Source organism: Bremerella volcania (assembly GCF_007748115.1).
GTDB classification, from domain to species: Bacteria; Planctomycetota; Planctomycetia; order Pirellulales; family Pirellulaceae; genus Bremerella; species Bremerella volcania.
The window spans coordinates 5,211,058-5,230,320 of sequence record NZ_CP036289.1 but is presented as its reverse complement, the minus strand read 5'-3'; the positions used below and the strand labels follow the sequence as shown (position 1 = coordinate 5,230,320).

The window sequence follows — 19,263 nt, the reverse complement described above, 5'->3', positions numbered from 1 at the left end:
TTCGGGAATTTACAGGCTCAACCCACCTGGCAAAATTGCCTGCCGGGTAGTCTGCACGTTTGTGGCAGCAAACCTGCTGAATCTATGGGGTAGTGAATTTACCGATCAGTTGCAAGGGAATTTTACCCCGTTTAAACTTTCCTCAAGCGAGGTTCACCTGCAAATTAGGTACCTCTATTCTATCTCACGGCGATCCTGCCTTCCATAATCGCCTCCCTTACCTGAGTCCCTCCCCTTTAATATCAAGGAAATGGCATGAATAGCCGGTACACCACGATCGCTCTGCTGCTGCTGAGCTGCACCGTCCCTGCATGGTCCGCCGAGAATGATCAAGATTGGCCCCAATGGCGCGGTCCCCAGCGAAACGGCAAGTCCTCGGCGACCGGATTGATTTCCGATTGGGAAGAGAAACAACCCAAGCTGCTTTGGATGGCCGAAGGGCTCGGCGAAGGTTACGCCAGCGTTTCGATCGTTGGTAACGACCTCTACACCACCGGTAACTTCTCCGACGGTCAGGCGGTCGTCTGTTTTGACCTCAACTCGAAGAAGGTCGCCTGGAAGCAAAACCTGACCTCGAAAGTCCCCAAGCACGGCTATACCGGTTCGCGCTGCACGCCGACCGTCGATGGCGAAGACCTGTACGTGGTGATGTCGGAAGGGACCGTTGCCCGGCTGAATCGCAAGTCGGGTGACGTCGCCTGGAAGCGAAACCTGCAAGAGGAATTCGGGGCGTCCCTTCCAAGTTGGGGCTTTGCCGAATCACCGCTGATCGACGGCGACAAATTGATTTGCGGTGCGGGCTCCTCCAAGGCGTTGCTCGTTTGTCTGGACAAAAAGACCGGCAAAGAAATCTGGGTGACCCCGCGTGGCGATGCCAAGTTGGGTGAGAAAGGCAAAGATGAAGCTGGCTATTCTTCGACCCTGGTTTGTAATGCAGCCGGTAAGAAGCAATACGTGAAGCTAATCGGCCGCGGCTTGATTGGCGTCGATGCCGACACCGGCGACCTGTTGTGGTCGTACAACGCTGTTGCCAACGGAACTGCCAACATTCCCGACCCGGTGATCGATGGCGATTACATCTTCGCTTCAACCGGGTATCAAACCGGGGCGGCTCTGGTTCACCTGAAGAACGTTGGCGGCAAGATCGAAGCGGAAGAAGTGTACTTCCTCGATGCCAAGACGTTCCAGAATCATCACGGCGGCATGATTAAAGTCGGCGACTACATCTACGCCGGCACCAAGCACAACAGTGGCTTCCCGATCTGCGTCGAAATGAAGACCGGCAAGGTGCAGTGGGGTGGCGACTTCCGCCCCGAGGGGAAGGGATCGGCGGCGATTCTGTACGCTGACGGAAATCTGATCTACCGATATCAGTCAGGCGTGTTGGCGCTGGTGGAAGCCAACCCGACCGAGTACGTTCTGAAAGGAACGCTGACGCCTGAATACCAGGAGAAAGAAAGCTGGTCGCACCCCGTCATTGTGGATGGCAAGCTTTACCTTCGCGAACAAGACAAGCTGATGTGCTACGACCTGCGCGGGTAAGTCGTCCACAGCTCACAACTCGAAAGGGGCACCGAGCTAGCTCGGTGCCCCCTTTTTTGGTTTAAAACGACCATATAGCGTTTCTAAGGGAGTTGAAAGCCCGCAACGGCTGTGATTAGATTGAAAAGTCCCCCGAAAGAGAGTTGAAAGACTCTAGCGTTTTTTTTTATGTTTTTGCCTGGTGAGTTGATCTCAATGACAAAAAAGCAAGTTTGGACCCTCCTCAGCACCTTCGCGCTCCTGCTCGGTATGGGCGGCGTAGCGCTGGCCAAGGAGCTGACCGCCACTGATCCCAAGCACTTCAAGGTCGCTGATGGTTTCAACGTGGAACTACTTTACTCGGTGCCCAAAGATCAGCAGGGATCTTGGGTCAGTATGTGCGTTGGCCCCGATGGCAATCTGATTGTCTGCGACCAGTATGGCAAGCTTTACCATGTGGCCGTGCCCGACGCCGGTACCAAAGGCGAGGTCGCCGTGACCCCGATCGACGTCAAGATCGGTGGAGCCCAAGGGTTGATCTGGGCCTTCGATAGTCTGTACGTCGTGGTTAACAGCGGTCAGTTTCCCAGCGGTCTTCACCGCGTGACCGACAGCAACGGAGACGGCAAGCTGGACAAGGTCACTGAGCTGCGCAAGCTCAATGGTGGCGGCGAGCATGGTCCGCATGCCGTCATGTTGCATCCTGATGGCAAGCACCTGGTGGTGGTTTGCGGCAATCAAACCAATCTGACCGACTTCGCTTCCTCGCGCGTACCGCAGGTTTGGGACGAAGACCTGATCCTGCCGCGTATTTACGGTCGTGGCTTCATGCGAGACAAGATGGCTCCAGGTGGATACATCGCCAAGATTGATCCCGAAGGAAAAGAGTGGGAACTGATGGCGGTCGGTTTCCGCAACGAATACGACGCCGCGTTCAATCGTGACGGCGAACTGTTCACCTACGATGCCGACATGGAGTGGGACTTGAACACGCCGTGGTATCGTCCAACCCGCATTTGCCATGTCGTGAGCGGTGCCGAGTTCGGCTGGCGAAACGGATCCGGCAAGTGGCCTGAATACTACCCCGACAGCACGCCGGCTACGATCGACATCGGTCCTGGTTCGCCGACCGGCGTTGCGTTCGGTTACGGTGCCAACTTCCCGAAAAAATACGAAGAAGCGCTCTACGCTTGCGACTGGAGCTATGGCAAGCTGTATGCCGTCCATCTCGAAGAAGACGGAGCATCGTATAAGGCAACCGCCGAAGAGTTCATCACCGGCACGCCGCTACCACTCACCGATATCGTTATTCGCCCAGCCGACAAGGCGATGTACTTCACCGTGGGTGGCCGTAAGGTTCAATCCGGCCTTTACCGGGTAACCTACACCGGTGATAAGGGGGCCGAAGCCACGGCCGCTGCCTCTGGCACCAACGAAGCCATGAAGCTGCGTCGAGAGCTTGAAAAGCTGCACGTCTCGAGGGATCCCGCAGGACTGGATCTCGCGCTGGCCAACCTAGGGAGCGACGATCGTTTCATCCGTCAGGCAGCCCGGATCGCTCTGGAACACCAACCCGCTGCCTCTTGGCAGGAAAAGACGCTGGCCCTGGGCGATACCAATAGCGTGATCAACACTGCGATCGCCTTGGCTCGTACCGGCGATGATTCGCTGCGTGAAAAGGTTTTAGATAAGCTCGACACGATCGACTATGCCGCGGCCAGCAAGTCGCAGAAGCTTGATCTGTTGCGGGCCTATGGCCTCGTACTGATAAGGATGGGAGACGACGCTTCCGTTCGTGATCGCTACCTGAAGAAGCTCGAGCCACTGCTGCCGGCCAAGTCGCCGGAAGAGAACCGCATGCTGGCCGAACTGCTGGTTCGCCTGCAATCACCCGTCGCCGCACCGAAGTTGGTTGCCCTGCTGGAAGCCACCCCGACCCAGGAACAGCAAATCGAACTGGCCAAGAGCCTGCGGCTTCTGAAAGCTGGCTGGACCGACGAGCTGCAGGAAAAGTACTTCCGCTGGTTCCACAAAGCGGCCACGTACCGCGGCGGGGCAAGCTTCGACTTGTTCGTGCAGGACATCAAGAAGGAAGCGGTCGAGAACCTTACGCCGCAGCGTAAGAAGGCCTTGGCTTCGATTCTGAACAAGAAGCTAGAATCAAACACGCCCGTCTTCAGTGGCAAGCCTCGCACGCTGGTGAAGAAGTGGACCGTCGAGGACCTGGCCGCCGTGGTAGAGCCTTCGGCATTGAAGAACCGCAACTACGACAAGGGGCAGCAGCTCTTTGGCGAAGCAAGCTGCTTTGCCTGTCATCGATTTGCGGGGCAGGGCGGGGCGATTGGTCCGGACCTGACCGGTCTCTCTGGCCGCTTCAGTCCCCGAGACATCCTGGAATCGACCATCCTGCCGAGCAAGCAGGTGAGCGACCAATACGAAGCCGTCAAGATCCTTACCGATGACGGTAAGGTCGTGGTCGGTCGTATCGTAAACCTGGCTGGGGACACCTATCGGGTGAACACCAACATGCTCGATCCAAACGCACTGACTATGGTCGACTCAAACACGATCGAAGAGATCGTCCCCTCGGATAAGTCGATGATGCCGGAGGGACTGCTGGACAACTTCACCGAAGAAGAAATCAAGGACCTGATGGCCTACCTTCTGTCGCGAGGCGATCGCAGCAACGAGATGTTCGCCGAGAATTAGGATTTGCTTCGCAAGAAAAAGAAAACCACGATGGCAATCCATCGTGGTTTTTTTATTGAGTGCCGAAGAGAGGACTTGAACCTCCACGGGGTTAACCCCCACTAGGACCTGAACCTAGCGCGTCTGCCAATTCCGCCACTTCGGCCTATGCTCTCAGGTGGAAACAACTATTTATGCCTCTGGATGTCTCTTTTTTCAAGGACCCCCTGGGGCAAAAAATGGCCTGCTGCCACAGATTTGCCTGAAAAACCAGCTCAATCGGTCTAGCACGTCTGCTTGAAAGGGAATTTAAACCGCTTTTAAATGGTTCTGCCGAGCCGAGATATTGGCGACCAGGGCCTTGATCAGGGCCACAATATTTTCCTGGCCGTATAGCTTGGGGTCCATGTGAAACAAGGAGTGCTCCAGGACATTCTCCAAGTCGACACGTCGCAGGTCGCTCCGGTTCAGGTACCGCATACTCCAATCGGGGAAAATTCGTTCGTCGTACTCACCCAGCTCGACCTTGTTGACGATATCGTGACGGATGTCTTTCTCGATGACGTCCATTAGATCCAACACGACCTGTCGATCCCCTTCCAGATATTGAAAGAAGACGCCGTGGTCGTAGCACAGGTAGCCGGTAAGTCCGAGGGTGGCGTTCTTGGCCGATGCGTGCCTGGCTAATCCTTCGAGATCGAGTTCGGTACTGTCGATGGTACTGTAACTAGCATAGGCAAGTGCAAACACGGGAGAATCCCTTTCATTGGTTTCGACGGTCATCTTGCCGCCGAGGGCGTCCCCCTTTCTTTTCCCATCTTCATGACGATGCACCGGGATTATAAGCAAATTCACCAATCCACATATGTTAGTGTTAATCGCATGGCAAGTTGGGGTCTCTTGCTCTGATGTGGCTTAAACGCTGCATCGGAACGAGCCGGAGGAAGGATATTCCGGGAACTCGGGAGGATCTCGCTAGCAAAAAATCAGGTGATCTTTCAGTCGGTAGCGTGGGACGTATTTTATTCTCTGGAAACTCTCCGGGGAAACTAGTTAGTATAGAACTTCACCGATTCCTCCGATTTCCCCTCGCGATTCCCTCCCTTAATGCATGCATTGCGGTGTATGCATTCCTCCTTCATTCCATCCGAGCTTCGCATGTTTCGCCGTCGCGCCCACTGGGTCATGATCCTCGCTTCGTTGCTTCTGGCCCTGGTCCTGCGTGCCGTCCTGTCGGCTCAGAGCCTGCCTACCGAGTCGTCGAAGTCCTCCGAGCCGTTCGGTATTCAGGTGGTCGACGAGGCCACCGGCCGCGGCGTGCCACTGGTCGAACTGATCACCACCAATGAAATTCGCCTGGTCACCGATAACGCTGGCTGGGTGGCCGTCGACGAGCCAGGCCTGATGGGGCAGAAGGTGTTCTTCACGGTCCAGGCACACGGCTACGAATTTCCCGCCGATGGCTTTGGCAGTCGAGGCCGCGCCTTGGAAGTCCTCCCCGGCAAGACGGTTCAGTTGAAGATCAAGCGAAACAACATCGCCCGGCGGCTTTATCGGGTCACCGGCCAGGGGCAGTACCACCACTCGACCCGTTTAGGTATGCCCAACCCTTGGCGGCATCCGAATTTGAATGCCCAGGTCATGGGGCAGGACTCGACCCAGGCCGTTGTTTTGGGGGAGCGTATCTTATGGACCTGGGGCGATACGGCACGCGTTTCCTATCCGCTGGGAAACTTCGCCACGTCCGGTGCCTGGTCGAAGCTTCCCAGTCACGGTGGAATGGATCCGTCGATCGGTATCGATCAAACGTACATCGTCGACGACGGCGGCTTCAGCAAAGCGATGTTCAAAAACGACGTCGGTGGAACCGTCATCTGGATGCACGGATTTTTTGTGCTGGAAGAAAACGAAGGTCAGCTTAAGGGGGTGACTCACTACTCCGTGAGAGAAGGCCTCGGCAAGGAGCATCGCAGCGGGATCGCCGTTTTCAACGAAAAGACCGAGCAGTTCGAGCAGGTCAATCAGTTTCCCGAGAGCACACGGCTGTACCCCCAGGGACAAACATTTCGACATACCGAGAATGGCCAACCGTACATCTACTTCGCCACGCCGTACCCCATACTTCGCGTGCCAGCCAAGTGGGACGCGGTGTTCGATCCGACTCAGTACGAGGCCTGGACTTACCTGGAGGAAGGAGCTTCGTTTGACCGAAGCAGTCCGCGGCTTGCCCGAAACTCGCAAGGCAAGCTCGACTATGCCTGGCGAAAGGATACCGACCTGGTCGATGCCCAGCGGCAGCGGCAGTTGGAACAATCAGGGCACCTTCAAACTGGTGAAGGATGGATTCAAACAACCGATATCGACAGGGGACGCAAGATCACGCTCCACCGCGGTTCGGTTCGGTGGAACGACTATCTTGACTGCTGGGTGATGATTGCCAATGAGATCTACGGCGAAGAGTCGAATCTGGGCGAAGTCTATTTCCTGACCTCCAAGACGATCCCTGGCACGTGGGAAAAGGCGAAGAAGATCGTCTCTCACGACAAATACACCTTCTACAATCCCGTGCACCATGGCTTTCTGGATCAGGCCGACGGCCAGTTGATCTACTTCGACGGCACCTACACCAAGCAGTTCTCAGCCACCAAGGTGGGGACTCCGCGCTACGACTACAACACGATCATGTACCAACTTGATCTTGCAGACGAGCGACTGCGTTCGATCAAGTAGTTCCTATGGTAGGAGTGATTATTGAGTTCTGTTGCGATCCCCTTGAGCCTCGTTTCCGCAGGGTCATAGGCACGAGTGAGGTTGCCCGAATTTTGCCTAATACTTGCCGCAAAATGCGTCTGACGGGCGATGGGGTCGGTTGTTCCAGCACCCCGTTGTGAATACTATTTGACACTTGCTAGTTGTCTAAGTATTTAATTCTTTTCTTTTCGCTTACTTCTCGCTAGGTTTGTTATGGCTATGTCGCGACGCGTCCTTTCTGGTTTTACGTTGGTCGAATTGTTGGTCGTGATTGCGATCATCGGTGTCTTGATCGCCTTGCTCTTGCCGGCCGTTCAACAGGCCCGTGAAGCTGCTCGCCGAATGCAGTGCAGCAACAACCTGAAGCAGTTGGGACTGTCGTTTCACAACTTCCACGACACGTTCGGCTACTTGCCACCAGCTGCGCTGCGGAACGAATACGCAAGCTTCTATCCACTGATCATGCCGTACCTCGAGCAGAAGAACGTCGTCGATCAACTCGATCTCGAACTACCGATGACTACGGGTGCGAACTATACGTTCATCAATACGGACGCCGCCGCGGTGCCGATGCTGCTCTGCCCGAGCCGACGAAGCGGAACGCAGATTTCTGAATTGGGCGCCGCGACTGATTACTGCATCACCGGCAATCGCGAAAGCACGAACGAATGCGACCGCCTAGACGCCGACAACGCTACGCCGGGTCTGCACTACAGCGCGTTGATTCTGGCCAAAGGAGGCACCGTCGACAGCAGCAACCGCCTGACCGGTTGGAAGTCGCAAACCAACTTTGCGAGCATCACCGACGGCCTGTCGAACACGTCGATCCTGGGTGAAAAATACGTCCCCACCAGCAACATCAACAAGCATGCCAATGCGGGGGACGGAACCCTTTACTACTGGCACATCGACGACTGGAAAACCTGGATGATCATCCGTAACTCGAAGTTCCCACTCATGCGTGGTCCTAACATCACCACGGGTGAATACCGCAAGAGCATGGGAAGTTATCACCCCGGCATCAGCCAGTTTCTGATGGCCGACGGAAGCGTCACGAATGTCGCTAACAACGTGAATCCAGAGTTCACGCTGCTGATGGCCGACCGTCGTGACGGTCGTGTGAACAACTACGACCAATAGACTTTCGTCTCGTTTCATGATCGTCTGCAGGCGTTCTCATGTTGAGAACGCTCTCAGATTTCGTTTCGTGCCGATCGGACTGTTTCAATCAGGATGCTTCTCATGCGCATGCAATACGTTTCCGTAGCCGTGTTACTTTTCGCGGTTTCGTCGCTTGGCCTTCTCGGCTGCAGCGGCAATGGTGGTGCCACCGAGGTGGTTACCGGTACGGTCACCTTCACCGATGGATCGCCTGTCTCGGGCGGCACGATCATCTTTGCTGATACCCAGAAGAATTCGAGTTCGGTGGGGTACATTCAGGAAGATGGCACTTACACGCTCGGCACGTTCGGCGAGTCCGACGGTGCCCCGCAAGGCAACTACAAAGTGACCGTCATCGGCAGTAGCGACTATGGAAAGTCTTCGCCAATCAGTTCGAAGTTCGCCAACCAGGATCAGACCCCCCTTACGGCCAAAGTGGTCGACGGAGAGAATGTTCTGGACTTCGAGGTTGAAAAAGGTCGGTAACGTCCGGCCTTCTAGAACGGATGATAGATCGGTTTCGCATCGCGAATGCTGATGCGATTCGATTCTGAATCATCGCAGTAAAGTCCGAACGTCGTCCATAAGACCGTTGTGATGAAGAGCACGACGTACACCGGGATCGTCACCGCGATCCACACGACGATATAACTACCGACCGGTAGCGCAGAGGCTCCAGCCAAGGCATGGATCAGCAGGTCGCACACCAGCGCACCCAATAGAAACCCCATAAATCCTGCGGTCAACCATAGTGGGATTTGCAGAATGCACGCGACGATTACGGCCGCGAACTGGTCTTCCCAGGGGAGCGGGACATAGCGGCTGTGACGGGCAATGTTCGCCCAGGCATGGATCAGGCTCGGTAGCGTCCAGAATAGGAACAGAGCAACTCCCACCGGCGGTATCGCCAGGAACACAATCGAGCAGAAAAAGATGGCTAAGAACGCGGCGAACAAGAAGCCGGAATAGCCATGGTTCTCATTTGCCTGTTCGTCGAGCTTCGGCATCGCTCTGGAATTTTGTTGGGCCAAGATCAAAACGCAAAAAAGGGTGAGAAACCTATGTCCTCACCCTATCATGGTTACGATATCGCGACAACGAAATGCTTAACCGGCACGGCGGCTCGTGTCGCTGGTGGTCTCTTTTTCGTTCGACAGAACGCGAAGCTGCGGACGGCTGACGTCGACGCCGCGGCCTCGGCTGCGGGCCTGGATGAAGCCGCGTTCGCTTTCGGCCAGGAAGTCGGCAAAGTGAACGGCAGGGCTCATCGGGAACTCGCGTCGAACGCGTTCCAGGGCTTCGCGATTGGTCAGGTTCGATCGGAAGATGATGCGATAGGCCCGCTTCAATTCGGCGAGTTGCTCTGGCGTGAAGCCGCTTCGCTTAAGGCCAATGATGTTCAGTCCCACCACCAGGCTGCTGCAGCCGTCGACGGTGACGTAGGGAGCGACATCTTGCACGACGTGTGCCTGACCACCCACCATGGCGTTGCGGCCAACGCGGCAGAACTGATGCACGGCCACGGCACCACTGACGTAAGCGCGGTCTTCGATGACGACGTGCCCGCCCAGCATTACATTGTTGGTGATAATGGTGTTGTTTCCGATGATCGTGTCGTGGCCGACATGGGCTTGGACCATCAGCAAGTTGTTATCGCCGATGACCGTGTTCTTGCCAGGGGCCAAGCCGCGGTGGATGGTGGTGAACTCTCGGATGACGTTGCCCGTACCGATGATGACGTCCCCGAGATCGGCTCCGGCACGCAGGTGCTGGGGAGGACCGCCGATGACGGCATGCTCGTGGACCTTATTGTTGGCACCAAGCCGGGTGCCTTGTTTGATGGAGACAAAGGAATTTAGCTGACATCCATCTCCCACCTTCGTGTTCTCTTCGATGACGCAGAACGGGCCAATCGCGACGTTTTCGCCAATTTCCGCCGAGGCATGAACGATTGCGGAAGGGTGGATCTGAGTCACAGCAAATCCTTTTGCTGAAGGTCGAAGATGGGAATCGATGATATCGGACCGCTCGGAAAGGGGCCTTCCTGGCCGCATTTCTTCGCGCTATAGCGTTCCTAGATACGATTATCGGTAAAACCTGTCCACCCCGATCGATCGAAACCGCACATTTGCGCAGGAGTTCGCCTGATTCCACAACGCTAGCGGTGCTGCTATCACCGTCCCAAAAGCGTTAAATGTTTGTCACAAAGACCGTTGATATTTTCCAGGTTTTCGATTTCAACGTCGTCACCGGCTATGCTATTGGCCAGCGCGGAAACGTCAACTATCGGAGCCCCGTCATGAAATTGTTCCCACTTTTCTTCATGTTAATCATTGCTGCGAACGCTGCCGGTCAGGAACCCGAACTCGTTCGGCCGAATGGTTCTAAGATCCAATTGAATGTCGACGACAAACGAGCGTTCCCCGAGCCTCCCCCTCAATTCGATCAAGACGACGAAGATATCCCTCATGGCAAGAGTGAGATGATCGAGTACGATTCGGCCAGTGTCGGTACGCGACGAAAGATGCTGGTTTACACGCCCCCGGGGTACTCCACGGAGACAAAATATCCGGTCCTCTATTTGCTGCATGGAATTGGTGGCGATGAAACGGAATGGCAGCGATTCGCCAAGCCAGGTCAGTTGCTCGATAAGTTGGTCGCCGAGGACAAAGCCGTGCCCATGATCATCGTGATGCCTAACGGCCGAGCTCAGAAGAATGATCGCGCGGAAGGAAATGTTTTTGCCGCGGCTCCGGCATTCGCTAAGTTCGAGGACGACCTATTGGAAGATGTTATTCCCTTTATTGAGAAAAACTACAGCACTCGAACCGATCGCGAAGGACGAGCAATTGCTGGGCTTTCGATGGGGGGCGGCCAGTCGCTGAACTTTGGACTAAGTCATCTCGACAAGTTTGCCTGGATCGGCGGGTTTTCGTCGGCTCCTAATACGAAGAAGCCTAAAGAGTTGTTGCCGGATCCAGGTGCCGTGGACGAGTTCAAATTGCTTTGGCTCTCGTGTGGTACCAAGGACGGGCTGTTTCGGATCAGCCAGGACTTTCATGTTTATCTCAAAGAGCAGGAAGTCCCCCACATTTGGCACGTGACTGAAGGAGGGCACGATCCGCCCGAATGGAAGCAAGCCGTGTATTACTTCTTGCAGAACGTATTTCAGCCAACGAAGTAGCAATTGCTAGGCGCACAGAGGGGCGTGTCAAACGAAGTGGTCTGACCTATAATTAAGGGACGTTCCCGAACCCATTTTGCGTCTTTTACCACGATTGCGAGACCATGTCCGAAACGTCTGCCCTGTATAGCGAAGGTGAAAAGCTTCGAGACGAAGGGAAATATGCCGAGGCCGCCGAAAAGTTCAAAGCGGTTCTGGCGGAAAAGCCTGACCATGTCTTGTCGCACATGGCCCTGGCGGTGACCTACGGGAATCTGAACAACTTCGACGATGCCTGCTACCACGCCGAAATGGCTTGCCAGTTGGAGCCGAACGAACCGTTCAACTTCACGGCCCTGAGCGTGACCTATCAAAAGGCCTTCGAAGCAACCCGGGACCATAAGTACATCGAGAAGGCCGAACAGGCCAAGCACCACTCCGATGTCTCTCGGGGTGGGATGTAGTGCCTCATCTTTGTCCCCTCTCCACCGTCTGCGAGGGAGAGGGGACCGGAAATCACCGAGACTACCCGTCAATCTGAATCCCTGCGTCGTCAATATGGTACGGGATGATCTCCTCGGTGGCGGCGCTGCCTCGGTGTTTGCTGATGTACATGGCGCGGCGGATCTTGGTGCCGTCGAGCAGCTTCCCCATGTAAATGACGGTGTTCGCCCCGCTGATTAAATCCCCTTCGTCCAGATTGCGGGAAATTAGATGCTCGAGCATCGCTTCCTTGGACGTCTGCAGCATCATGCAGCCGATCGAATGGCTGTCGTAGTTGTGCTGCTCGGCCGCTTCGCTGTTCTTGCGAAAGGCCTGGCGAAAGAGATCCCGCGCGACCCACATCGGATCTTTTCGCAGTACCTGATGATAAACGTACTCGAACAGTTCGATCTGAATCGACTCGGCCGGAACGTCGACCGGCTCCAGACCATCGATCACCACGCGGCGGCATCCCCGGGTGAAGTTTCCGTACAAGTAGCCGATGGTGGTCGCCAACTTCTCGTTGATCTGCTTCTGCCAATGGCCCAGTTCGTCCCAGTCCATTTCGCGGCGTGAAACCCGCTTCCCCTGGTAATCGAACACATGCAGCATCTCGCCATGGGGCAGATCCGACTCGAAGAAGTTTTCGAGGTCAGGCTGCTTGTGCGAATCGGCTTCGATCGGCGTCCAGCCGAACATCCGCTCGGCATACTCAACATGGCTTTGCGAATCTCCCCGCGTGCTCATGTCGAAGAAGATCCCTTTGTGGTTGTCGGCATCTTGTCCGGCGTGGGCGAAGTGTATTCCCATTTGGGTTTTGCCAATGCCTGTCGCTCCGATCACTAGCGTCAGCGTCCCAGGAATCAGGCCGCCCCCCAAGTGTTCATCCAGTTTGGGGATCCCCGTCGTTTGTCGTGCTGCAGGCATATTGCTTCGCTAGAAAATAGATGTCGTCGGATGGCTGCGAACGTCTTTGTTGGTAGTCATCAATCGTGACAGCATGGCCGTCAAAAGAAAAGATGGCTATCACCTGGAAAGGTGTAGCCATCCTACGGTTGCGGTATTACTTGTGGCGATGATTGAGGCGAACTACTTTGACCCGATCAGCCCCTTCGCGTTCGTCTTCACGCGGCACAGGTACATATCGGCGGTCAGGTAAAGCGTTCCGTCCGGGCCAAAAGCACAGTTGGCGGTGCGTTCGCCGGTGCTGATGCGACCCAGCAGTTTGCCTTCGGGGGTGAAGACCAGCACGCCGCCAGGACCGGTTGCCCAGACGTTGCCGTTGGTATCGACCTTCATGCCGTCGCTGCCGCCAGGGCGTTTGCCGCGCCACTGCTTCGCATCGTAGAACATCTTGCTTTCGCCCAGCGTGCCGTCTTCCTTCATCGGGAAGGCCTTCCAGTGGCATTCTTGCGAGTCGGCCACGTAAAGCGTCTTTTCATCCGGTGACAAAGCGATCCCGTTCGGGCGAGGGCACTCCTTGGTCAGCAGCGTCAGCTTGCCATCTTTGCCAAGACGATAAACGCCGCAGTAGTCCAGTTCAGCTTCCTTCCCATTCAATCCGCCAGGCAAGCCGTACGGAGGATCGGTGAAGTAGAGATCGCCGTTGGAGTGATAGACCAGGTCGTTAGGGCTGTTCAGGCGTTTTCCTTCGTAGTGCGAGACCAGCACCTTACGTTCGCCGTCGACCATCTGGGTGATGTTGCGATCGCCGTGGCAGCACATCGTCAGGTGACCTTCCGGCGAGATGGCCAGGCCATTGGTGCCTGGTTCGTGCCCTTCAAACTTCGACATCCCAGTGTACCCGGCAGGCTGCATGAAGACGTCGGTCCCGTGCCCTGGCTTGTACTTCACGATGCGATTGTTCGGAATGTCGCTGAACAGCAGAAAGCCCTTGGGCATCCAGACCGGCCCTTCCGACCACTCAAACCCATCGGCCAACACCTCGATCTTGGCATCCTTGGGAACAAGCTCATCGAACGCCGGGTCAAGCCGTTCGATCTCGCCAATGGTCTTCTTCACGTCATCGGCTACGGCCGGGGCAGCGATCGCCACGCAGACCAGCAGAGTCAGCGCCAGGGAGGAAACACGCATGAGGGAAACTCCGTATCTTGGATGGGTTTGATTTGGTTGAGGCAGGGGGAAGAATATTTATCCTAACTTGCCGAAGGGCGCGAGGCAATTCGCTGCAGATTTGTTTCGATCGCCGTAGGAAGCAGCTTTCTGCATAGAGTTCGCATGAATGTGGGGTATCGGCTAAACTGCCCTGAATGAACGTCACCTCACAGCAGATCGAAAACGAAACGGCCGGCGCCAAGCCTGCTCGACGCCGGGGGCTTCGCTTCTCAATAGCGACGATGATCCTGGTGACCGCCGTCGTTGCGCTCGTGATTTCGCATGCGATGACTTCCTTACAGCTCATGGAAATGCAAGAGGATCTACGCCGCGCGCACGCTACGGCTGGCATGTTCCATATTCAAGACCCGGACCACCTGTACGTTCGTTCGATCAGTCAGCCGCTCTTGCACGTGTGGCAATGGCGTATCCAAGTACCGCCGGGCAAGTCGTATCGTACCGACCTCAGCGAACTGGTTCCTCGTGGAGGCTATCCAACGGAAGTCTGGCCCTTGGAACTGCAACCTGGCGACAACCTACTCACCATTCAACTGGTACGAAGCGAACTAGGAACATGGAAAGCACTTCGCTTCCTGGATTGGAAACAAGACGACAAGCAGCAAGCCGCGCATCGCAGGTATGATTCGCGGGAGTTAAAGCTCGACGGCGGCAAGTGGCTCGAAGTTGGAAACCAGGGGCTTCCGCCGATCACCAACGCTCAGGCTGCATGGCTCGACAATGATGCAGGTAAAGTGATCGCTTACCCGCATAGCGTGTTGCCAGCGGATCTTGTCATTCAAGGTCCTGGCGGCAAACAACACATGGAACTATTTCGGATCATCGATCTTCAGGTTCCTACCGCCGATAACAACGGCAACGAAGGTCTTTTGATTTGGATCGAAGAATTATCTCCGAAAAACGCCTATGGAAACCAATAACCCACCAGCCGACGCGACTGAGTCTCAGCCATTGCGGCGTCGTTTCCGCTTCTCGGTCCTCACCATCCTGTTGGTGACGGCGATCGTCGGTCTCTCGCTGGCATACTTTCGATCGAGTAGTGAACTTCTGGATGCAAAGGCTAAGTTGAACGATCTTCGCCGAACCTATGAATTGATCGACGTCAAAGATAACGAGAAGATCTACGTTCTCCCGATGAAGGTGCCTGCGACCGACATGTGGCAGTGGCGCGTCTATCTGCCCGAAGGGGCCAGGTACTGTATCCATTTCGACTACAACAGCATCCCGCCGAAAACACCCAAACCGACGACCAGGTCAAAGTTGACCGTTTCGCCGGGGACCTATGTGATCACTCAGATGTTTACCTTAGAACCAACCTCGAAGACTCCGAAGTGGAGGTTCAATCTGTCAGCACTTGGGCCTTATGCCAACGTGCAGGCCCGCGGAAGTATACCGCGAGAGGAGCTCCGTTGGCTCGAGGCCGATATGCGACCCAACGGCGACTTCGTTCTTCCGTCGACCGAGGAGGGCGTGCCGGGGAAAAAGGTGAAGTTCCATATCGATCCCGATATTGAAAGCATGCTGCCGAATGCCTTTCAACAAACGAAGCACGAACCGGATCAAGCGGTCGATCTGCTGCGCTGGGAGGTGGACGAGCCACGCAATCCGCTCGGCCAAGAACCGAGCGATTACTTACCGCTGGAAGTCTTGCGATTGTGGATCGAACGCGAGAAGCCACCGAAGGTTTCGCAAGGTCTCATTCCTTGCCCGCTGATCCGCCAGAAGGTCTTGGGAAGTGGACTTCAAGGGCAGGTCGGTTCCTACGAGGGGCTCGTTCCATGACCACTCCCCAGGAGCATCAAGTCGATGTGCCGGACTCGCGGAAAAAGCGATCGTGGAGGATTCGCTTCTCGTTGCTCTCGATGATTCTCTTGATCACGGTGGTTGCCCTCTCCATTTCTCATTGGCAGATGTCCGAGCAACTTGCTCAAATGAAAGTGCGAACCGAGCAACTGAGTGATTCGCTCGGCATTCCTCCTGTCAGCGACCCGACGAAGGTCACTGCGATCGGCGTCCCGCTGATGGTGGACGATGCGTGGGAGTGGCACTTGGTCATTCCCGAGGGAAAGGAATACGACCTGTATGTGGCATTCACGCATGTTCCCGGCGAAGGGCTTCCAGAGAATCCTATTCACGTCGAGTCAATCACCAATGGCGAGGTACGCATCAATCTCTCGATTGAGAAGCAAGAGATGACAGGGCCTATTGCGGTAGTACAGGGTAAGTACGTCCTGCCACCTCAGGGGGCGACTACGATGCTTTACCATGGCATGTCCCCTCGTGAGGCATCTTGGCTCAAAAATTTTGCTGGAGAAAAACGAAATATTGCCCGGGGCAGTTCGACGACCGGTAGGGAGAACCTCAAGTGGTATCGCACGCGAAATGAGGGGCTTATCAAAGATCCGGAGTTCGTCGCGACCTTGTTTGACCCGGACGATGTGATTGTTCTGCGGCGAACACGCGTGTTCCCCATGAAGGAAGAGGGAGACAAAACCGAACCAAAAACATGTGCCGGGATGATGGTCTGGCTGGTTCCCAAAGTGGCCGAAGACCAAGCAGCCGATCGCTAAACACTCTTTTCGCCCAGGCAAAGCTCTTCCGCAGGCTGCGGCTTCGGAAATGCCCAGTGTGCCGTGATGCCTGCGGCGATAGCGGCCAGCGCGATCGTTACGGCCATCGGAATCGCCGTGCCATTGGCCGTCAGTCCAATCATCAAAGCCGCAATCGTGCCGAACCCAAACTGGCATGCCCCCATCAGTGCGGCGGCGGTGCCTGAGATCTTGCCGTGGGCTTCCAATGCCATCACGCCGCACAGCGGCAAGATGAACCCGATCGACATGATGATCACAAACAACAACGCGGAAAGTAGGACGACGTTCATTTCGCCTGCCAACTCTAGCGAAAGGAGCGTTACCGCGGCCAGCACGTAGGTGACCAAGGCCGCGCGGATGATGGTCTCGGCGCGGAAGCGACCCAGCAGTCGCGGGCCCGTCTGGGCACCAATCATCAGCCCAACGGCGTTCGATGCGAAGATGAAACTGTACAACGTCGGCGAGACGCCATGAATGTTGATGAACGCGAACGACGAGCCGGTCAGGTAGGCGTAAATGCCTGCCTGGGCAAACGCCATCGTGGCGACGTACGGCATGTACTGTCGACTGAATAGGAGCGTGCCGTAGTTTCGCAGGGTAGTGATCGGGTGGCTCGAAGTCCGCTGCTCGGGCAAGCGGGTTTCCGGCAAAAGCGTCAGTACGAGCACGATACAGCCCACTCCGAACACGGCCAGCAGCACAAAGATCCACCGCCATGAAGCGAACATCAAAATAGCCGAGCCCAACAGGGGACCCAAAATCGGAGCCAGGCCGAGCACCAGCATCATCATGCCGACCAGTTTGGCGGCGGTCGGTCCGGTATACAGATCGCGTACCACGGCCATCCCAATCGCACGGCCGATCGAAGCACCAAGCCCTTGGATGAACCGCAATAACAAAAGCTGCTCGCCTGTTTGGACGAACGCACAACCAAGCGATGCGGCGATAAACAGTAGCATGCCGGCGATGATCATTGGCCTGCGGCCGACGCGATCCGAAACCGGACCCAGAAACAACTGTCCCATCATCAGCCCGGCCAGGAAGGTCATCAGGCTGAACTGGACGACGCCTTCGCCGATGCCCAGCTCCGAAGTGATTTGCGGCATGCCTGGCAGGTAGAGGTCGATCGCCAAGGGGCCAACCGCCCCCAGGATTCCCAAAATGGGAGCGATCAGCCAGGGATGAATGTGCCGCGACGTCATGGTGCTTTCTGCGAGTTATCGGAAGTGCGTCAGTTTTTAACTTGAATCTGAATATTGGAAACGATATCGTTTCTTAAATGAAACGATATTCGTCTTCCGCTAATGAGTCAACGTTTATGTCGAAACCCCCATCCCGCGAAGCCGACAAGGCAAAGCCTGGCCGTCCGCCGGTTTACACCGAAAAAGAACGCTGTCAGCGTCTGTTAAGGGCGGCTGAAGAGGTTTTTACCTCGACTGGCTACGGTGCGGCGACGATGGAGGAAATCGCCAAATCGGCTGGCATGTCCAAGAAGACACTCTATGCGAAGTACCCCGACAAGGATCACCTGTTCGCCGCGATGGTGGGCGGTTTGAGCGATTCTCCCTGGGAAAACGACCAAACACAGATCATCGATGCCGGGGCCGAGCTTCGCCGACGATTGCATGCGATGGTTCAGTTCATCATGTCCGCCCGGCAAATTCGCCTGACGCGTCTGTTGATCTCGGAGGCGGAACGAACGCCGAAGCTGGCTCGCGATTTCCACGAGCGTGTGATCTCGAAAGCCCGTCGCTACCTGGCCGAAGCGGTCGAACGCGCTCGGGATGAAGGCATCGGCCCGCAAATTGAGGACGTCGATCAAATGACTGCGACGCTTCTGGGGGCAGCGTTGGCCCGCAATCACCTGGGGGCCCTCTTCGGCCGAAAGCCTAAGGCGACCCGAAAGCAATTGGAAGCCCAGGTCGATACGGCGCTGCGGCTGCTTGGCTATTAATCAGCAAGGTTGGATGGTCTCGGTGGCGACTCCTTTTAACTTTCACGTGCTTCAACGAATTTCTCGCCATCGCGAACAATCTTCGTTACATTCAGGGGACAACTCTACTCTTTTGCGGAGCAGTGCCCATGAGTCACGAAGATTCTGGCCGCGTCATTTCACCTCGGAAGTGGAATTTTGCGATGGCCCGGCGGATTGTGCTGTTGACGATCTTCTTGTTCGTGATGATCTTGGCGTGCTCGCCGCGGGCCTTGTTCTTCTTGCTAGATCGAGCGGAATGGGCAGGGCGCGAACTGGGAATGCTCGATTCTCGCGAGCAGGAAATGATTCACGTTGCCAGCGTGCCCCAGTCGGAAGACTTGAGCTGGGAGTGGCGAGTCATTCTTCCGCCGGGCCGCGTTTATCAATTGAACGTTCAGCGGGATGACATCGATCCTAATTCGTTACCGTACATCGCTTGGCCGGATCGAACGCTTCCGCCTGGCGAAGCTTTGATTTCTGTTTCTTACGAGCCCATCATCGACGATGGCCAGGTCACAGGGCAATGGACCCAGCGGCTTCGCGTTCGTCACCTGCCGGGAACGAAGTACTTTCCGCCCAGCGAATCTGCCCAGTTTATCCCAGTAAAAAAGATGACCTGGACGCGCGCCGATGGCCTCCGAAAAACGGAAGGGATGCCCCAAAATCGGATCGAGCAAGGCTTTGATGCCAGCCGACCGGTGGTCTTGCTGCGAACGTATGACCACGCCAGCGCTCTGGCCAATCAACAATACGACGGCGTGTTGGTGTGGCTGACACCGAAACAAAAGCCATAAAAA

General features: G+C 55.9%; 18 protein-coding genes and 1 tRNA gene. 12 read left to right on the top strand and 7 right to left on the bottom strand.

Annotation, left to right across the window (positions count from 1 at the left end; genetic code table 11):
- Nucleotides 1-255 precede the first annotated feature (255 nt).
- Together Pan97_RS20800 and Pan97_RS20795 are read left to right on the top strand one after the other, a co-directional pair.
- A complete protein-coding gene (locus Pan97_RS20800) occupies nucleotides 256-1,542 on the top strand; it encodes a PQQ-binding-like beta-propeller repeat protein (RefSeq protein ID WP_144975975.1) in 1,287 nt (428 codons plus the stop codon).
- A gap of 195 nt (nucleotides 1,543-1,737) precedes the next feature.
- Nucleotides 1,738-4,230: a c-type cytochrome gene (locus Pan97_RS20795; RefSeq protein ID WP_165698885.1), complete on the top strand. Its 2,493-nt coding sequence runs from the start codon at nucleotides 1,738-1,740 to the stop codon at nucleotides 4,228-4,230.
- A 60-nt stretch (nucleotides 4,231-4,290) separates the two neighbouring features.
- On the opposite strand, the gene Pan97_RS20790 is transcribed toward Pan97_RS20795, so the two are convergent.
- Together Pan97_RS20790 and Pan97_RS20785 are read right to left on the bottom strand one after the other, a co-directional pair.
- Nucleotides 4,291-4,375, bottom strand: a tRNA-Leu gene (locus Pan97_RS20790).
- A gap of 143 nt (nucleotides 4,376-4,518) precedes the next feature.
- Nucleotides 4,519-4,959, bottom strand: coding sequence for a BLUF domain-containing protein (locus tag Pan97_RS20785; protein ID WP_165698884.1), 441 nt, complete (start codon nucleotides 4,957-4,959; stop codon nucleotides 4,519-4,521).
- A 408-nt stretch (nucleotides 4,960-5,367) separates the two neighbouring features.
- Here Pan97_RS20785 and Pan97_RS20780 point away from each other — a divergent pair, with 408 nt between their 5' ends.
- The 3 genes from Pan97_RS20780 (at nucleotide 5,368) to Pan97_RS20770 (ending at nucleotide 8,607) form a co-directional block, all read left to right on the top strand.
- Nucleotides 5,368-6,939, top strand: a complete 1,572-nt coding sequence (locus Pan97_RS20780; protein WP_144975970.1) for a hypothetical protein — start codon at nucleotides 5,368-5,370, stop codon at nucleotides 6,937-6,939.
- Between the two features lie 240 nt (nucleotides 6,940-7,179).
- On the top strand, nucleotides 7,180-8,100 hold the full coding sequence (locus tag Pan97_RS20775; protein WP_196782170.1) for a DUF1559 family PulG-like putative transporter: 921 nt from the start codon (nucleotides 7,180-7,182) through the stop codon (nucleotides 8,098-8,100).
- A 102-nt stretch (nucleotides 8,101-8,202) separates the two neighbouring features.
- Nucleotides 8,203-8,607: a carboxypeptidase-like regulatory domain-containing protein gene (locus Pan97_RS20770; RefSeq protein ID WP_144975966.1), complete on the top strand. Its 405-nt coding sequence runs from the start codon at nucleotides 8,203-8,205 to the stop codon at nucleotides 8,605-8,607.
- An 11-nt stretch (nucleotides 8,608-8,618) separates the two neighbouring features.
- Here the strand turns inward: Pan97_RS20770 and Pan97_RS20765 are convergent, their stop codons facing one another.
- Entirely contained in the window at nucleotides 8,619-9,128 is a 510-nt protein-coding gene (locus Pan97_RS20765; protein ID WP_144975964.1) for a hypothetical protein, read from the bottom strand.
- A gap of 99 nt (nucleotides 9,129-9,227) precedes the next feature.
- Nucleotides 9,228-10,097 (bottom strand): acyl-ACP--UDP-N-acetylglucosamine O-acyltransferase, encoded by an 870-nt coding sequence (gene lpxA, locus Pan97_RS20760; protein ID WP_165698883.1) that lies wholly within the window; start codon nucleotides 10,095-10,097, stop codon nucleotides 9,228-9,230.
- Nucleotides 10,098-10,315: 218 nt separating this feature from the next.
- Here lpxA and Pan97_RS20755 point away from each other — a divergent pair, with 218 nt between their 5' ends.
- Both Pan97_RS20755 and Pan97_RS20750 read left to right on the top strand, forming a co-directional pair.
- Complete coding sequence (locus Pan97_RS20755; RefSeq protein ID WP_241676324.1) at nucleotides 10,316-11,305, top strand: alpha/beta hydrolase; 990 nt, start codon at nucleotides 10,316-10,318, stop codon at nucleotides 11,303-11,305.
- A gap of 104 nt (nucleotides 11,306-11,409) precedes the next feature.
- Nucleotides 11,410-11,748 (top strand): tetratricopeptide repeat protein, encoded by a 339-nt coding sequence (locus Pan97_RS20750; protein WP_144975960.1) that lies wholly within the window; start codon nucleotides 11,410-11,412, stop codon nucleotides 11,746-11,748.
- A gap of 61 nt (nucleotides 11,749-11,809) precedes the next feature.
- Here the strand turns inward: Pan97_RS20750 and Pan97_RS20745 are convergent, their stop codons facing one another.
- Together Pan97_RS20745 and Pan97_RS20740 are read right to left on the bottom strand one after the other, a co-directional pair.
- Nucleotides 11,810-12,694 (bottom strand): RAD55 family ATPase, encoded by an 885-nt coding sequence (locus Pan97_RS20745; protein WP_144975958.1) that lies wholly within the window; start codon nucleotides 12,692-12,694, stop codon nucleotides 11,810-11,812.
- A gap of 162 nt (nucleotides 12,695-12,856) precedes the next feature.
- Nucleotides 12,857-13,861: an SMP-30/gluconolactonase/LRE family protein gene (locus tag Pan97_RS20740; protein ID WP_144975956.1), complete on the bottom strand. Its 1,005-nt coding sequence runs from the start codon at nucleotides 13,859-13,861 to the stop codon at nucleotides 12,857-12,859.
- Nucleotides 13,862-14,037: 176 nt separating this feature from the next.
- On the opposite strand from Pan97_RS20740, the gene Pan97_RS20735 reads away from it, so the two are divergent.
- Genes Pan97_RS20735 through Pan97_RS20725 form a run of 3 tightly spaced genes read left to right on the top strand, consistent with a single transcriptional unit; the run spans nucleotide 14,038 to nucleotide 16,470 of the window.
- Nucleotides 14,038-14,820 carry a hypothetical protein gene (locus tag Pan97_RS20735; RefSeq protein WP_144975955.1) on the top strand — a complete coding sequence of 261 codons (783 nt, stop codon included), beginning with the start codon at nucleotides 14,038-14,040 and terminating at the stop codon, nucleotides 14,818-14,820.
- Entirely contained in the window at nucleotides 14,807-15,682 is an 876-nt protein-coding gene (locus Pan97_RS20730) for a hypothetical protein (RefSeq protein ID WP_144975953.1), read from the top strand. Before Pan97_RS20735 ends, Pan97_RS20730 begins: the two co-directional genes overlap by 14 nt.
- Entirely contained in the window at nucleotides 15,679-16,470 is a 792-nt protein-coding gene (locus Pan97_RS20725; protein WP_144975951.1) for a hypothetical protein, read from the top strand. Before Pan97_RS20730 ends, Pan97_RS20725 begins: the two co-directional genes overlap by 4 nt.
- Here Pan97_RS20725 and Pan97_RS20720 read toward each other — a convergent pair.
- On the bottom strand, nucleotides 16,467-17,693 hold the full coding sequence (locus tag Pan97_RS20720; protein ID WP_144975949.1) for a multidrug effflux MFS transporter: 1,227 nt from the start codon (nucleotides 17,691-17,693) through the stop codon (nucleotides 16,467-16,469). The two genes, Pan97_RS20725 and Pan97_RS20720, sit on opposite strands and share 4 nt — an antisense overlap.
- Nucleotides 17,694-17,809: 116 nt before the next feature.
- Between Pan97_RS20720 and Pan97_RS20715 the strand changes: the two genes are divergently transcribed.
- Nucleotides 17,810-18,445, top strand: coding sequence for a TetR/AcrR family transcriptional regulator (locus Pan97_RS20715; RefSeq protein ID WP_165698882.1), 636 nt, complete (start codon nucleotides 17,810-17,812; stop codon nucleotides 18,443-18,445).
- A gap of 128 nt (nucleotides 18,446-18,573) precedes the next feature.
- On the top strand, nucleotides 18,574-19,260 hold the full coding sequence (locus Pan97_RS20710) for a hypothetical protein (RefSeq protein WP_144975946.1): 687 nt from the start codon (nucleotides 18,574-18,576) through the stop codon (nucleotides 19,258-19,260).
- The last annotated feature ends 3 nt before the right edge of the window (nucleotides 19,261-19,263 follow it).